Annotated in this window: 14 protein-coding genes and 1 pseudogene; 11 read left to right on the top strand and 4 right to left on the bottom strand. The window is 73.2% G+C overall.

The features are described from left to right. Window positions 1–204: 204 nt before the first annotated feature. From VMI11_06620 to treY, 6 genes and pseudogenes are all read left to right on the top strand, one after another. Window positions 205–1,965, top strand: coding sequence for a nitrite/sulfite reductase (locus tag VMI11_06620; GenBank protein HTY72084.1), 1,761 nt, complete (start codon window positions 205–207; stop codon window positions 1,963–1,965). Further along, on the top strand, window positions 1,962–2,114 hold the full coding sequence (locus VMI11_06615; protein HTY72083.1) for a hypothetical protein: 153 nt from the start codon (window positions 1,962–1,964) through the stop codon (window positions 2,112–2,114). The genes VMI11_06620 and VMI11_06615 overlap by 4 nt, the downstream gene beginning before the upstream one ends. Then, window positions 2,114–3,283: pseudogene (cobA, locus tag VMI11_06610) on the top strand (uroporphyrinogen-III C-methyltransferase). The gene VMI11_06615 and the pseudogene cobA overlap by 1 nt, the downstream one beginning before the upstream one ends. A gap of 36 nt (window positions 3,284–3,319) precedes the next feature. Then, entirely contained in the window at window positions 3,320–3,985 is a 666-nt protein-coding gene (locus VMI11_06605) for a CbiX/SirB N-terminal domain-containing protein (GenBank protein HTY72082.1), read from the top strand. A gap of 78 nt (window positions 3,986–4,063) precedes the next feature. After that, window positions 4,064–6,193 (top strand): glycogen debranching protein GlgX, encoded by a 2,130-nt coding sequence (gene glgX, locus VMI11_06600; GenBank protein HTY72081.1) that lies wholly within the window; start codon window positions 4,064–4,066, stop codon window positions 6,191–6,193. Between the two features lie 6 nt (window positions 6,194–6,199). After that, entirely contained in the window at window positions 6,200–8,590 is a 2,391-nt protein-coding gene (treY, locus tag VMI11_06595; protein HTY72080.1) for a malto-oligosyltrehalose synthase, read from the top strand. 98 nt (window positions 8,591–8,688) lie between these two features. Here the strand turns inward: treY and VMI11_06590 are convergent, their stop codons facing one another. The 4 genes from VMI11_06590 to VMI11_06575 all read right to left on the bottom strand — a co-directional run bounded on the left by VMI11_06590 (window position 8,689) and on the right by VMI11_06575 (window position 11,105). Continuing rightward, window positions 8,689–9,081, bottom strand: a complete 393-nt coding sequence (locus VMI11_06590; GenBank protein HTY72079.1) for a DUF1801 domain-containing protein — start codon at window positions 9,079–9,081, stop codon at window positions 8,689–8,691. Between the two features lie 116 nt (window positions 9,082–9,197). Further along, window positions 9,198–9,488 carry a hypothetical protein gene (locus VMI11_06585; protein ID HTY72078.1) on the bottom strand — a complete coding sequence of 97 codons (291 nt, stop codon included), beginning with the start codon at window positions 9,486–9,488 and terminating at the stop codon, window positions 9,198–9,200. 208 nt (window positions 9,489–9,696) lie between these two features. After that, window positions 9,697–10,158: a peroxiredoxin gene (locus VMI11_06580; protein HTY72077.1), complete on the bottom strand. Its 462-nt coding sequence runs from the start codon at window positions 10,156–10,158 to the stop codon at window positions 9,697–9,699. Between the two features lie 95 nt (window positions 10,159–10,253). Beyond that, window positions 10,254–11,105 carry a PPK2 family polyphosphate kinase gene (locus tag VMI11_06575; GenBank protein ID HTY72076.1) on the bottom strand — a complete coding sequence of 284 codons (852 nt, stop codon included), beginning with the start codon at window positions 11,103–11,105 and terminating at the stop codon, window positions 10,254–10,256. 46 nt (window positions 11,106–11,151) lie between these two features. Between VMI11_06575 and VMI11_06570 the strand changes: the two genes are divergently transcribed. From VMI11_06570 to VMI11_06550, 5 genes are all read left to right on the top strand, one after another. Next, complete coding sequence (locus tag VMI11_06570; protein HTY72075.1) at window positions 11,152–11,397, top strand: GlsB/YeaQ/YmgE family stress response membrane protein; 246 nt, start codon at window positions 11,152–11,154, stop codon at window positions 11,395–11,397. 18 nt (window positions 11,398–11,415) lie between these two features. Next, the gene (gene treZ / locus VMI11_06565) at window positions 11,416–13,128 is read left to right on the top strand and encodes a malto-oligosyltrehalose trehalohydrolase (GenBank protein HTY72074.1); all 1,713 of its coding nucleotides are present in this window, start codon (window positions 11,416–11,418) and stop codon (window positions 13,126–13,128) included. 35 nt (window positions 13,129–13,163) lie between these two features. Then, window positions 13,164–13,838, top strand: a complete 675-nt coding sequence (locus VMI11_06560) for a dihydrofolate reductase family protein (protein ID HTY72073.1) — start codon at window positions 13,164–13,166, stop codon at window positions 13,836–13,838. Continuing rightward, complete coding sequence (locus VMI11_06555) at window positions 13,835–14,914, top strand: ATP-dependent DNA ligase (protein ID HTY72072.1); 1,080 nt, start codon at window positions 13,835–13,837, stop codon at window positions 14,912–14,914. Before VMI11_06560 ends, VMI11_06555 begins: the two co-directional genes overlap by 4 nt. Before the next feature lie 215 nt (window positions 14,915–15,129). Continuing rightward, entirely contained in the window at window positions 15,130–15,570 is a 441-nt protein-coding gene (locus VMI11_06550; protein HTY72071.1) for an indole-3-glycerol phosphate synthase, read from the top strand. Window positions 15,571–15,584: the final 14 nt, after the last annotated feature.

Below are 15,584 nucleotides of genomic sequence, written 5' to 3'. Positions count from 1 at the left end.
GCACGACCCGGCCGTGACGCGTCCGGATGCTGGACGCTCACGTGACCGGTCGCCACGGGGATGGGACCGTGTACGCGTGATCGACCCGGGTCAGCGTCTCGTCGTGCGGCTGCACGTCGACCTCATGCGCACTTGTGGCATGCGCTGTCTGACCCGCTGAGGAGCCCTCGCCCCCACGTCCGGCCAGCCGCAAGGACCTCACGCATGCCCACGGCCAGCTCCCCCGACGCCGTCCCCACCCCGACCCCTCGCCGCCGCGGCGAGGGCGACCCCGACGCTGCCCCTCGCCGCCGCGGCGAGGGCGACCCCGACGCTTCCCCTCGCCGCCGCGGCGAGGGGCAGTGGGCCTTCGGGCACCTCGAGCCGCTCAACCCCAACGAACGGGTCAAGAAGGACGACGACGGCCTGAACGTGCGCCAGCGGATCGAGACGATCTACAGCAAGCGCGGGTTCTCCTCGATCGATCCCGCCGACCTGCGCGGCCGGTTCCGCTGGTGGGGGCTGTACACCCAGCGCCGGCCGGGCATCGACGGAGGACGTACCGCCGTCCTCGAACCGCACGAGCTCGACGACGAGTTCTTCATGCTGCGGGTACGCATCGACGGCGGCCAGCTCGACCTGGCGCAGCTGCGCGCCATCGCGGAGGTCTCCACGACCTACGCACGCGACACCGCCGACATCACCGACCGGCAGAACATCCAGGTTCACTGGGTGCGCGTCGAGGACGTCCCGGCGATCTGGCAGCGCCTCGAGGCGGTCGGGCTGCTCACGACCGAGGCGTGCGGCGACACCCCTCGCGTCGTGCTCGGCTCGCCAGTCGCGGGTGTGGCGGCCGACGAGATCGTCGATGGATCCTCGGCGATCCGTCGCATCGTCGACACGTGGGTCGGCGACCCGTCGTTCTCGAACCTGCCTCGCAAGTTCAAGACCGCGGTGAGCGGCTCCCCACACCAAGACGTCGCGCACGAGATCCACGACGTCGCGTTCGTCGGCGTCGTGCACCCCGAGCGCGGACCGGGTTTCGACGTGTGGGTGGGCGGCGGCCTCTCGACCAACCCCCACCTCGCGCGACGCCTGGGCGCCTGGGTCCCCGAGCACGAGGTGGCCGAGGTGTGGGCCGGCGTCGTCGGGGTCTTCCGGGACTGGGGCTACCGCCGCCTCCGGTCACGGGCGCGCCTGAAGTTCCTTGTGGCCGACTGGGGCGCGCAGCGCTTCCGCGAGGTGCTCGAGAAGGACTACCTGGGTCGCGCGCTGCTCGACGGCCCGCCCCCGCCCCCGCCGCCGGGCGGCAGGCGCGACCACATGGGCGTCCACGAGCAGCGGGACGGGCGCTTCTACGTGGGGGCGACGCCGCTCGTGGGGCGCGTCTCCGGGGCGGCCCTGACCCGTCTCGCCGACGTGGTCGAGGCCGCCGGGAGCGACCGAGTGCGGCTCACCCCCCAGCAGAAGCTGCTCGTCCTCGACGTGGCCGGCGATCGCGTGGGTGCCCTGGTGGCCGGGCTGCGCGAGATCGGCCTCGAGGCGGCTCCGTCCACCTTCCGGCGCGGGGCGATGGCGTGCACCGGCATCGAGTTCTGCAAGCTGGCCATCGTCGAGACCAAGACCCGGGCCGCGGCGACGGTCCTGGAGCTGGAGCGGCGCCTGCCCGCCTTCGACGTACCGCTGTCGATCCACGTCAACGGATGCCCGAACTCCTGCGCGCGCATCCAGACCGCCGACCTCGGCTTCAAGGGCCAGATCGTCACGACCGACGACGGCCGCCAGGTGGAGGGCTTCCAGGTGCACCTCGGCGGGGGCTACGGCACCGACGCCGGGTTCGGCCGCAAGCTGCGCGGCCACAAGGTCAGCGCCGAGGACCTGCCCGACTACGTCGAGCGCGTCACGCTGGCCTTCGACCGGGGACGCCGGGCCGGGGAGTCCTTCGCGCAGTGGGCCGCACGAGCCGACGAGGAGGTGCTGCGGTGAGCGAGGAGGCCACCCGGGTGGTGCCCTACCACTGCCCGTTCTGCGCCGACGAGGACCTGCGGCCCTCGGACTACGCCGTCGGGGCCTGGGAGTGTCGGGCCTGCACGCGCGTGTTCACGGTCCGGCTGGTCGGTCTGGCGGTGCGGTGATGCCAGCGTCCTATCCGCTGCACCTGGACGTCCGCGGGCGTGCCGTCCTCGTGGTCGGGGGCGGCCCGGTGGCCGCCCGCCGGGCCCACGGGCTCGCCGACGCCGGCGCCGCCGTCCGCGTCGTCGCCCCCTGGGCCTGCGAGGAGATCACCGACGACCCGCGGCTGGCGCTGCTCCGTCGCGCCTGGACCGAGGCGGACCTCGACGACGTCTGGCTGGTGCACACCGCGACCGGCGACCCCGGCACCGACGCCGCGGTGGCGGCCGCCGCCGAGGCGCGCCGGCTGTGGTGCGTCCGCGCCGATGCGGCGGAAGCCTCGGCCGCCTGGACCCCGGGCGTGGTACGGCGCGGGGACGTCACCGTCTCGGTGACCGCCGGCGGCGACCCGCGCCGGGCGCTGCGCCTGCGCGGCGCCCTGGCCGCGGCGCTCGACAGCGGGAGCCTGCCGCTGCGCCGGACCCGCCCGGGCGCGGGTCATGTGGCGCTCGTCGGAGGTGGCCCCGGCGACCCGGGCCTGATCACCACCAGGGGACGCGCGCTCCTGGCCCAGGCCGACGTCGTCGTGGTGGACCGCCTCGCCCCCCGCGCGCTGCTGGCGGAGCTCGACCCCGACGTGGAGGTGGTCGAGGCGGGGAAGGCGCCCCACGCCCACACGCTCAGCCAGGCCGATATCGACGCCCTGCTCGTCGAGCGCGCCCGGGCCGGACTGCGCGTCGTCCGTCTCAAGGGCGGCGACCCGTATGTGCTGGGCCGAGGCGGTGAGGAGGCCCTCGCCTGCGTGGCGGCCGGCGTCACCGTGGAGGTCGTGCCGGGCGTCACCTCCGCCGTCGCGGTCCCGGCAGCCGCGGGGATCCCGATCACCCACCGCGGGATCGCCCGCGCCTTCACGGTCGTCTCGCTGCACGACGCCGAGGTCGACTGGACCTCGCTCGCGGCGCTCGACGCGACCCTGGTGCTCCTCATGGGCGTCGGCCGCCTCGCCGAGGCCGCCACCTGCCTCATCCGAGCCGGTCGCCGGTCGAGCACCCCGGTCGCCGTCGTCGAGGAGGGCACGACCGCACGCCAGCGCACCACCCTCGCCACGCTGGCCGACGTCGCCGCGGTCGCGGCGGCACGAGGTGTGCGCTCCCCGGCCGTCGTGGTCGTCGGAGACGTCGTCCCGCTCGCCGAGGCGCTCGGCCCGTCGGCGGCCGCGACCCCGATCGTGCTCGCCGCGCACGGCAGCCCGGACCCGCGGCACGCCGCCGTCGTGCGCGCCCTGGTCGAGGACCTGCGGGCCGACGGGCACGACGCGTCCGTCGGCTGGCTGGACCACGAGCAGCCGGCCCTGTGCCTCGCGGTGTCCGCCGCCGGCCCCCGGGCAGTCGTGGTGCCCCTCCTGCTCGCGGACGGGCACCACGCGCGGGTCGACGTAGCGGGCGCCGCCGGGACGGCGCGGGTCGCGGAGGTGCTCGTACCCGACCCGGGCACCCCGGACGAGCGGGTGCTGCGCGTGTTGCACGACCGGCTGCGCGAGAGCGGGGCGGACGCCGCCCGCGGAGTCGTCCTCGCCGCTGCCGGGTCACGCGGCGTGGCGCACGCGGCCACGTGCGACGGGGTCGCGGCGGCGCTGGCGGCGCGGCTCGGCGTCCCCGTGCGCACGGCGTACGCGTCCGTGTCGCCCTCAGTGGCGGACGCGGTACACGGCCTGCGCGCCGCCGGCGTGGTCGGCCCCCTGGCGCTCGCCCCGCTGATCCTGGCCCCGGGCCGCCTGAGCGACCAGGTTCGGTCGCAGGCGGAAGCGGCGGGCGTCAGCTTCCTGGCTGAACCGCTGGGGAGGCATCCCGCCCTCCGGGATCTGCTCCTCGCGCGCGCTCGGGCAGCGCGGTAGGGCAGGGTAGGGGCGTCGCGCCCCCGCGTCGAGCGACGACGCCGCGACCACGACGCCCTACGAACCCTGAGGTGGACCGTGCTCGTCTGGCCCGGCCAGCCTTATCCGCTCGGCGCCACCTTCGACGGTGCCGGGACGAACTTCGCCCTCTTCAGCGAGGTCGCCGAGCGTGTGGACCTGTGCCTGTTCGACGACGCCGGGCGCGAGACCCGGGTCGAGCTGGCCGAGGTCGACGCGTTCGTGTGGCACGGCTACCTCAACGGCGTCGGACCGGGCCAGCGGTACGGCTACCGGGTGTTCGGCCCCTACTCCCCGGAGGAGGGGCACCGCTGCAACGCGGCCAAGCTGCTGCTGGACCCGTACGCCAAGGCGATCGACGGGCGCATCGACTGGGACGAGGCCTGCTTCGGCTACCGCTTCGACGACCCCGACGCGATCAACGACTCCGACAGCGCCCCGCACATGATGAAGTCCGTCGTGGTCAACCCGTTCTTCGACTGGGGTGACGACCGGCGTCCGCGCACGCCCTACCACGAGACGGTGATCTACGAGGCGCACGTCAAAGGGATGACGAAGCTGCATCCCGAGATCCCCGAACCGCTGCGCGGCACGTACGCGGGCATGGCCCACCCCGCGACGGTGAGCCACCTCAAGCGCATCGGGGTCACGACCGTCGAGCTCATGCCGGTCCACCAGTTCGTGCAGGACCACCACCTGCAGGAGCGAGGCCTGTCCAACTACTGGGGCTACAACACCATCGGCTTCCTCGCCCCGCACAACGAGTACGCCTCGAGCGGGACGCGCGGCGAGCAGGTCTCGGAGTTCAAGGCGATGGTGAGGACCCTGCACGCGGAGGGCATCGAGGTCATCCTCGACGTCGTCTACAACCACACCGCCGAGGGCAACGAGCTCGGGCCGACGCTGTCGTTCCGCGGCCTCGACAACGCGAACTACTACCGTCTGGTCGACTCCGCGAAGGCCCACTACTACGACACGACGGGCACGGGGAACAGCCTGCTCATGCGCAGCCCGCACGTCCTGCAGCTCATCATGGACTCGCTGCGCTACTGGGTCACCGAGATGCACGTCGACGGCTTCCGCTTCGACCTCGCGGCGACGCTGGCCCGGCAGTTCCACGAGGTGGACCGGCTCTCCGCATTCTTCGACCTCGTGCACCAAGACCCGGTGGTGTCACAGGCGAAGCTCATCGCCGAGCCATGGGACATCGGCGACGGCGGCTACCAGGTCGGCGGGTTCCCCCCGCTGTGGACGGAGTGGAACGGCAAGTACCGCGACACCGTGCGCGACTTCTGGCGAGGTGAGTACTCCAGCGTCCCCGAGTTCGCGTCCAGGATCACCGGCTCCAGCGACCTGTACGCCTCGAGCGGGCGCAAGCCGTACGCCTCGGTGAACTTCGTGACCGCCCACGACGGCTTCACGCTGCGGGACCTGGTGTCGTACAACGAAAAGCACAACGAGGCGAACGGGGAGAACAACGCGGATGGCGAGAGCCACAACCGCTCCTGGAACTGCGGCCACGAGGGCCCGACGAAGGACACGCACGCGCTGAAGCTGCGTCGCCGGCAGCAGCGCAACTTCCTCACCACCCTGCTGCTCTCCCAGGGCGTCCCCATGCTGCTGCACGGCGACGAGATGGGTCGCACGCAGCAGGGCAACAACAACGCCTATTGCCAGGACAACGAGCTGACGTGGGTGGACTGGGAGCTCGCCAAGACCAACGCCGAGCTCGTCGACTTCACTGCCCGCCTCACCCGGCTGCGCGAGGAGCACCCGGTCTTCCGGCGCCGCCGCTTCTTCACCGGGGTTCGCGGGTCCAACGACCTGCACGACCTTGCGTGGTTCGACACGGACGGCCAGCTGATGGCCGACGAGGACTGGGAGAACGGCTTCGCACGTACCCTCGCCGTGTTCCTCAACGGCGAGGCCATCACAAGTCCCGGCCCGCAGGGCCAGCGCATCGTCGACGACTCGTTCCTGCTGCTGTTCAACGCGCACGAGACCCCGCTGGACTTCACGCTGCCATCCGCGCAGTGGGGGGCGCGCTGGGAGATCGAGCTCGACACCGTCGAGGAGCCGGGGCGCAGGCGGAGCCAGCGCGCTGCCCCGCAGCGGGTCTCGCCGGTGCGGGCGGGTGAGTCGATGAGCGTCGAGGGACGCTCGGCGGTGCTGCTGCGCCGCATCCCCTGACCGGAGATGTCCGATCGTCGGGCACCGGTGGCGACCTACCGGCTCCAACTGCGGCCCGAGGTCGGCTTCGACGACGTCGCGACGCTCGCACCGTACCTCGCCCGTCTCGGCGTCTCGCACGTGTACCTCTCCCCCGTGCTCCAGGCGGTGCCGGGGTCCACGCACGGCTACGACGTCGTCGACCACTCGGCCCTCGACGCCGACCTCGGCGGAGCGGAGGGCTTCGACCGGATGACTCGTGCGCTGCGCGAGCACGGCCTCGGTGTGGTCGTGGACGTCGTGCCCAACCACATGGCCCTGCCCGTCCCCGAGACGCTCAACCAGGCGATGTGGTCGGTGCTCGAGCGCGGGCCGGACTCGCCGTACGCGCGCTGGTTCGACGTCGACTGGTCCGCTGCGCAGCCGGTCCTCGTGCCCGTGCTCGGCCGGCGGATCGGCGAGGTGCTCGACGCCGGCGAGCTCGTGATCGACCGCTCCGGTGCCCGGCCGCTGCTGCGCTACCACGACCACGTGCTCCCGGTCCGTCCGGGCACCGAGGACCTGCCGCTCCCGGACCTGCTCGACGCCCAGCACTACCGGCTGGCGTACTGGCGGGTCGGCGACGACGAGCTGAACTACCGCCGCTTCTTCGACATCGACACCCTGGCCGCGATCAGGGTCGAGGACGCGCAGGTGTTCGCCGAGAGCCACGCGCTGCTCGTCGCGCTGGTGGCCGAGGGCAAGGTGGACGGGCTGCGCATCGACCACCCTGACGGCCTCGCCGACCCGCGGACGTACCTGCGCCGCCTGCACCTGGCGACGGATGGCGCGTGGGTGGTCGTCGAGAAGGTGCTCGAGGAGGACGAGCAGCTGCCGCTCGACTGGCGCTGCGCGGGGACCACCGGGTACGACGCGCTGCGGGCGGTGGACGGCCTGTTCATCGACACCGCCGGGCTCGCTCGCCTCACGCACCTGCACGCCGAGCTACTGCCCGTCCCGGAGCCCTTCGACGAGGTGGCGCTCAGCGCCAAGCGCGAGGTGGCGCGGCGGCTTCTCGGGGCCGAGGTCGAGCGCCTGGTCGCCGTCGTCGAGTCGGTCGGGGACGAGGACGTGCAGCTGCGCGACCACAGTCCGCGCGCGCTGACCGACGCCCTCGTCGAACTGCTCGCTCGCATGCCGGTCTACCGCGCGTACGTCTGCCCGGGCGAGGACCCGCCCGCCGAGAGCGTCGCGGTGCTGACGGCGGCAGCGGCCGCGGCAGCGGCGTACGCCCCCGACCTGGCCGACGAGGTCGGCGCGCTGCGCGACCTGGCACTCGGGCGCTTCGGGCGCAGCGCGCGCAAGGACGAGTTCGTGGTGCGCTTCCAGCAGACGACCGGCCCGGTGATGGCCAAGGGCGTCGAGGACACCGCGTTCTATCGCTGGTACCCGCTCGTGTCGTTGTGCGAGGTGGGCGGCGACCCGACCGGCTCACACGTGGGCGTCGACGCCTTCCACGCCTGGGCGAGGCGCCAGCAGGAGCGGTGGCCGCACGGCATGACGACGTTGTCCACCCATGACACGAAACGCTCGGAGGACCTGCGCCTGCGCCTCGCGGTCCTCAGCGAGCTGCCCGGCGAGGCCCGCCGCGCCTTCGACGCCTTCCGGTGGGCCGCCGAGCGTCACGCCGCCACGCCGGACGTGCCCAGCCCGCAGGTGGCGTACCTGGTCTGGCAGAACCTGGTCGGCGCCTGGCCGGTCAGGCCCGAGCGGATGGCCGACTTCGTCACCAAGGCGCTGCGCGAGGCCAAGCGCGAGACGTCCTGGCAGTCGGTCGACACGGCCTACGAGGCGGCCGTCCAGGGCTGGCTGGCGGCCGCGCTGGACGACCCGGTCGTCCTGGCGCCGGTGGCGGCGCTCGTCGCCGTGCTCGAGCCCTTCGCCCGGTCGAACACGCTGTCCGCGAAGCTCGTCCAGCTGCTGATGCCCGGGGTACCCGACGTCTACCAGGGATGCGAGGCGATCGACCGGTCGCTGGTCGACCCCGACAACCGCCGGCTGGTCGACTTCGGTGCGCACGCCGCCTGGTTGGACGGCGGGGAGGGACCCGACGCGGAGAAGGTCCACCTGGTGGCCACGGCGTTGCGGGTACGCCGCGAGCGGGCCGAGTGCATCGGTGCGGACGCGACGTACACGCGGCTGAGCGCTCGCGGCCCGGCCGCCGAGCACATGGTCGCCTTCGGGCGCGGCGCGGACGTCGTGGTCGTCGCGACCCGGCTGCCGGCCCGCCTGGCGCGCCGCGGTGGCTGGGACGACACGCTCCTGCAGCTGCGCGGGGCGTGGCGGGAGGAGCTCTCCGGCAGCACCTGGGGCGGCGACGTCCGGCTGGCCGACCTCCTGACGGGGCTGCCGGTCGCCCTGCTGACCCGCCTGCCGTGACCCCCACCCCCCTACATCGCCGAGCGTGACGTCGTTGTCCCGCACCAAGGGGCTATGGAGGCAACAACGTCACACTCGGCGGACGCGGGAGACCGGACTCAGGCACCGGGGGTGCCGCCTTTCGGTCGGCCGTGGTCGATCTCTCGCATCCGTGCCTCGACCACCGCGCGGACGGCCGCGTCGGGCAAGGGACGCTCGGCGGTGAAGCGGATGGTGCCGCTGGACAGGGAGAACCCCTCGAGGCGGTCCCGCACCTGGTCGACGACCCAGCCGCTGCACGGGAAGACGCTGAGGTGGGCCTTCGCCGCGCGGAAGGCGAGCAGCGGCTTGCCGGCGTGGGTCAGGGCAGGCATGCCGTACGTGCTCCCCTGGCCCGCGTCCGGGACCACCTCCAGCGCGACGTCACGCACCCGCGCGAAGGCAGCCCGATCTGGCGGATCGAGCCCCGCGAGGTAGTCATCCACCTCGCCCACGACCACGACCTCCCTCATCCCCACGGACCGTTGTCCCGACTGGCCAGGTGCCGTCCCGCTCACCGATGGATCGTCGATTGAGCGGAATCGGGGACCCCCAGCGTGCGTGGACCCCCGATTCCGCTCAATCGGGCTCAGGCGGTGGCGACGACGACCTCGTAGCGGCTCACCTCGGCCTTGGCCGAGATGGTCTCGGTGATCTGGTTGCGCAACGGGGTCACGAGATCCTCACTCGCGCGCATGGCCGCCTCGCTGTCCCAGACGGTGATGGACAGAGTCCGTCCGAGCTCACGGTCCACCAGCAGGTACGCCCGCTGGAAGCCGTCCATGTGCTGGACCGCGGGCAGCACCATGTCGCGGTACTGCGCGATGCCGTCGTCGATGCGGTCGGTGGGCCCGGTGAGATCACTGACGCGTGCGTACATGCCGACCTCCAGATCGGAGCGCCCAGGACCCTGCCGGGCTGGGCGGCGAGGGGTGTCGCGGGCCCCCGAGACCCGCATGGCGGGACCCTAGTCGGGGGGCAGGTCGCGTGGACCCCTCGTCGCGAAGTCTCCCGACCGCCATGGCATGAGTCCGCCCCGCCGGTTCCGCGCAATCGCGGGCCTGGCGGTGCGGAGGTTCGAGACGTCGTCAGGCGGCGCGGGCGTCCTCGAGGGCGGCCCGCACCTCGGCCACGCTGGGGAAGGTCAGGCTCAACGCGGTGACGCGGCGCCAGGCGATGCGGCCCTCCGCGTCCACGAGGAACACCGAGCGACGCAGTCCCATCGGCCCGAGGATCCCGTACGCCCGCGCGACCCCGCCGTCAGGGTCGGAGAGCAGCGGCATCCGCAGCGCCCGGCCCTGGGCGAACTCCCGGTGGGACTCAACGCTCTGCGGGGAGATAGCCCACACCACCGCGTCGCGTGACCGCAGCTCGGAGAGGTTGTCGGAGTAGGAGCACAGCTGGCGGGTGCAGACGAGCCCTTCGTCACTGGGGTAGAACACGAGGATCACCGGATGCCCTCGCTCCGCCGAGAGCGTGTACCCGCCGGCGCCGTCGTACCACCCGGGCAGGGTGAAGTCGGGCGCGAGCGCCCCGACGAGGATCGCCATGCCTGAGTCATCGGCGCGAGCGGCTCGCAACCCAAGCCCGCGCGCGTCGGCCACGGATCGGGCCAGCCAGTCGCCGACGGCCGGCTCATGCCCGCTCAGGTGGCGAGGACCCGGGCGCGCTGCTCGTCGACGTCGAAGGCAGCCGGGGGGTACTGCGGCGCCATGTGGCTGAGCGCCTCGACGAGCAGGGAGGCGATGGCGAAGTCGCGGTACCACTTGCGGTCGGCCGGTACGACGTACCACGGGGCGTACTCCGTGCTGCAGCGCACCAGCGCGTCGGCGTAGGCACGGGTGTAGTCGGCCCACCGGTACCGCTCGTCGACGTCGCCGGGGTTGAACTTCCAGTGCTTGGTCGGGTCGTCGAGCCGGGCCAGCAGGCGCGCCTTCTGCTCCGCTGAGCTGATGTGCAGGAACACCTTGACCAGGTGAGTGCCCTCGTCCACCAGGCGGCGCTCGAAGGCGTTGATCCGGTCGTATCGGGTGGACCACTCGGCCTCGGGAACGAGGCTGTGTACCCGCGCCACGAGGACGTCCTCGTAGTGGCTTCGGTTGAAGATGCCGACGAACCCGGGCGGGGGCACCGCCCGCTCGACCCGCCAGAGGAAGTCGTGCCGCAGCTCGGTGCGGGTCGGTGCCTTGAACGAGGTGACCCGTACGCCCGCCGGGTCGACCTGGCCCATGACGCGGCGCACCGTGCCGTCCTTGCCCGCCGTGTCCATCCCCTGGAGCACGAGGAGCAGGCGACGGTGGCCACCCGTGACGCCCTCGGCGTACAGCTGCTCCTGCAGAGTCGACAGTCGCGCCTCGAGGAGGGCGGTCGCCGCTTCGGTCTCTCGCCGCTTGCCCGGTGCGCCGGGCGTGGCCCGGGCGTTGGCCACCGCGGGGTCGGACGAGCCAGGGCGGTACCGCAGCAGGTCGCTCACCGATGCCGCCTTGCGCTGGGCCACGCATGCCTCCTCATCCGACGGGTCCGGGTGTGCCAGGCTACGACGCGTGCACGTGAGCGGGCTGTTCTCGGGGCTGTTCGCGGCCGTCGTCGTCGGCGCGCTGGGCCGCCTCGTCGTCCGTGACCGGGCGCCGATCGGGTGCCTGCTCACCGTCCTCATCGGCCTGGTCGGGGCAGGGGTGGGGCTCGCAATCGGCGCAGCACTGCACTGGGGGTTCTGGCTCACCTTCGCGGCCCAGGTCATCGTGGCGGCCCTGCTCGTGCTCCCGTTCACCCGGTTGCAGCAGCGCTGAGCCGTCCCGTCCCTGATGATCCGCCCGCGCGTCTGGGCCCCTGCGGCCGAGCACGTCGACCTGGTCCGCGGCAGCGAGAACGGGCCGGCCTTCCCGCTACGGCCCACGGGCGACGGCTGGTGGGTCGGGGACATGGACCTCGCGCACGGCCAGCGCTACTCCTTCTCCCTCGACGGCGGGCCGCCACGACCGGACCCGCGCAGCTCGTGGCAGCCGGACGGCGTGCACGCCGCGTCGGCGGCGTACGACCACACGCTCTTCCCCTGGCGGGACAACCGGTGGCGCGGTCGCGAGCTGCGCGGGGCGGTGCTCTACGAGCTGCACGTCGGGACGTTCACGCCCGCCGGGACCCTGGACGCGGCGGCAGCGCGCCTCGAGCACCTCCAGGAGCTCGGGGCGGACTTCGTCGAGCTGATGCCGCTGGCCGCCTTCGACGGCGACCGCGGCTGGGGCTACGACGGGGTCGACCTCTGGGCGGTGCACGAGCGGTACGGCGGGCCCGACGCGCTCAAGAGATTCGTCGACGCGGCCCACCGTCGCGGTCTCGGTGTGCTGCTCGACGTCGTGCACAACCACCTCGGTCCGGCCGGGGAGTACCTGCACGAGTTCGGACCCTACTTCGCGGCCGAGGAGACGCCGTGGGGTCCGGCCGTGAACCTCGACGGCCCGGGGTCCGACGAGGTCCGCGCCTTCTTGTGCGAGAACGCGCTGTCGTGGTTGCGGGACTTCCACCTCGACGGGCTTCGCCTCGATGCGATCCACGCGTTTCGCGACGAACGCGCGACCCCCTATCTCGAGGAGCTCAGCGCGGCGGTGGACCGGCTCGCGGACGAGACCGGCCGCCCGCTGCTCCTGGTCGCCGAGTCCGACCGCAACGATCCCGCGACCGTCACGCGGCGAACGCTGGGCGGGCTTGGCCTGCACGCGCAGTGGAGCGACGACATCCACCACGCGCTGCACGTCGCGCTGACCGGGGAACGAGAGGGGTACTACGCCGACTTCGCCGACCCCGGAGCCCTCACCAAGGTGTTCGCGGGCGCCTTCTTCCACGACGGCACGTGGTCGTCCTTCCGTGGCCGCTCGCACGGTCGTCCGGTGCCGCGCAGCGGCCCACGCGCCCTCGAGCCCTGGCGCTTCGTCGCGTCGCTGCAGACGCACGACCAGGTGGGCAACCGAGCCGCAGGCGAGCGGCTGGCCGCCCTGGTCGACGTCGGCGCGCTCGCGGCAGGGGCCGCCCTGCTCCTGCTGGGTCCCTTCACGCCGATGCTGTTCATGGGCGAGGAGTGGGGCGCGTCGACCCCGTGGTGCTTCTTCAGCTCCTTCTCCGATCCCGCCCTTGCCCGGCGCGTCCGCGAGGGCCGCCGCCGCGAGTTCCCCGGGTGGCCGGCCAAGGACGTACCCGACCCGCAGGACCCGAGGACCTACCTCGCCTCGATCCTGGACTGGCAGGAGGCGGCGGAAGAGGAGCACGCCCGGCTGCTGCGCTGGTACGCCGATCTCGTCACGATCCGGCGCTCGCTGCCCGGAGTCGTGTCCGACGCCTGGGACGCGGAGGTGGAGCGCGAGCGCGCGGTGGTCGTGATGCGTCGGCCCACGGTGACGGTGGTGGCCAACCTGGGCCGCGGGCCGACCCCCATGCCGGAGGTGCCCGGGACCGTGCTGCTGCGTTGGCCCGCCGACGTCCCGTCGTCGGACTGGCTGATGGGCGGCGAGGTGCTCGTGCTGGGCTGACCCGCGATGTCGTCACCGGTGCCTAAGGTGGCGGCATGCGCCGCCTGCTGCCCTCCCCCGAGGAGGACGTCGAGGTCGAGCCGGCGTACGCCGTCCCCGACGCCACCCCCTGGCTGCGCGCCTCGATGGTGACCACGCTGGACGGTTCGGTCGCAGGCCCGGACGGGCGGTCCGGGTCCATCTCGGGACCCGCGGACAAGGCGGTCTTCGCCGCCCTGCGGGCGGGCTCCGACGCGGTGCTGGTCGGCGCCGGCACGGCGAGCGCCGAGGGGTACGGCCCCAGCGCGCGCCCCATCGTCGTGGTGAGCAACCGGATCGGCATCGACCTGGCACGCCCCCTGTTCACCGAGGCGCGCCACCGCACGGTCCTGCTGACCGCGCGCTCGGCGCCGGCCGGACGCCTCGAGGCCGCGCGGGAGGTCGCCGAGGTCGTCCTGGCCGGGGAGGAGCGGGTGGACCTGACGGCCGGCCTGGCCGCGCTGCGGGCCCGGGGGATGACGCGCATCGTCTGCGAGGGCGGGCCGAGCCTGCTCGCGGGTCTGCTCGCCGACGGCCTGGTCGACGAGCTGTGCACGACGACTTCTCCCCTCGTCGTCGGCGGCGACGGCTCGCGGATGGTGCGCGGACCATGGCTGCCCACGCAGCCGTGGCGCCTCGCCCAGCTGCTCACGGACGACGGCTTCCTCTTCGCGCGCTGGCAGCGGCCATGAGGCTCCCGCTGGCCCCGCCGATCGCCCCCATGCTGGCGAAGTCCGTACGCGGTGTCCCGGAGCCGTCCAGCGTCGAGGGCGGGCTGCTCTACGAGCCGAAGTGGGACGGCTTCCGCTGCATCGTCTTCCGCGACGGCGACGAGGTCGAGCTGTCCAGCCGCGGCGAGCGCCCGCTGACCCGCTACTTCCCTGAGGTCGTGGCGGCGGTACGAGCCCAGCTCCCGCACCGCTGCGTCGTCGACGGCGAGGTCGTCATCGCCAACGGCCCGAGCCTGGACTTCGAGGCGTTGCTCCAGCGCATCCACCCGGCCGACTCCCGGGTACGCCTGCTCGCCGAGCAGACGCCCGCGTCCTTCGTCGCCTTCGACCTGCTCGCGATCGGTGACGAGGACCTCACCAGCGTGGCGTTCGCCCTCCGCCGGGCCCGCCTGGTCGAGGCGCTCGCCGACGCCGTACCGCCGGTGTTCGTGACGCCGGCGACCGACGACGTCGGGCTGGCCCGCGAGTGGTTCGACGCGTTCGAAGGCGCCGGGCTCGACGGCATCGTGGCGAAGCCCCTCGCGGGCACGTACCGGCCCGACGAGCGGGCCATGCTCAAGGTCAAGCACGAGCGGACCGCCGACTGCGTCGTCGCGGGCTTCCGCTGGCACAAGTCGGGAGGTGTCGTCGGGTCGTTGCTGCTGGGCCTGTACGACGACGCGGGCCAGCTGCAGCACGTCGGGGTGTGCGCGGCCTTCCCGATGAAGAGGCGCGCCGAGCTGGTCGAGGAGCTCGCCCCGTGGCGTACCGACGACCTGGCGGCGCACCCGTGGGGGGCGTGGGCGTCCTTCGCCGGCGAGGGCGTACCGGAGCGGATGCCCGGGGCGGTGTCGAGGTGGAACTCGGGCAAGGACCTCTCGTGGGTGGCGCTGCGTCCGGAACGGGTCGTCGAGGTGGCCTACGACCACATGGAGGGCTCACGCTTCCGGCATACCGCCCAGTGGCGTCGCTGGCGCGACGACCGCGACCCCCGCTCGTGCACGTACGAGCAGCTCGAGCGCCCGGTCAGCTTCGACCTGGCCACCCTCCTGGCCTGACCGCGCCCCACCTCGCCCACTCCCCCCACCTCGCCCACTCCCCCCTGTCGCCCCCCCGGCCGCCCGCTGCCCTCGCGTCGGCCCCTGCCCGCTTCGAATGAACGCGGCGTTCAGCCAATAGGACCGACTGAACGCCGCGTTCATTCGGTCAGGGTGAAGGGGCGTGGAGCGCGCCGGGTTCGTGCGGCCAGGACGCGCCTCTTAGGGTGTCCCGCGTGACGACGATCCTCGCGCTCATCGAGCACCCCCTGCACCCGCACGACGTCGAGCGGCTGGCCGCCTATTACGGAGCCGACACGGTCGTGCACCTGGTCGCGGCGACGGTGCCCGAGGGCGGACGGCTCGCCCGGCTGGTCGACGAGGCCGTGTCCGCGGGGCAGTTCCCCGACGAGTGGGAGCCCGAGAAGGCGCTGGAGGCATCCTTGGCAGCCCTGCGCGAGGCTGGCGTGGAGGCCGACGGCGAGCTCGCGGGCCGAGACACGCTCACCTCTGTCGTCGAGGCGGCGACCACGGTGTCGGCGAGTGAGATCTGGGTGATCACGCCCCCGCACTGGCTCGAGGACTCCCTGCGCCGCGACTGGGCCAACCAGCTCCGCGAACGGGTCGAGGTCCCCGTGCTGCACGTCGTCTCCGGGACCGACCGCGTCGTCAGCTGACCCCCGCTGTTGCC

This window comes from Actinomycetes bacterium, from assembly GCA_035506535.1.
GTDB lineage: Bacteria > Actinomycetota > Actinomycetes > DATJPE01 > DATJPE01 > DATJPE01.
The sequence above is the reverse complement of the archived record's forward strand: the minus strand, read 5'-3'. Positions and strand labels throughout refer to the sequence as shown.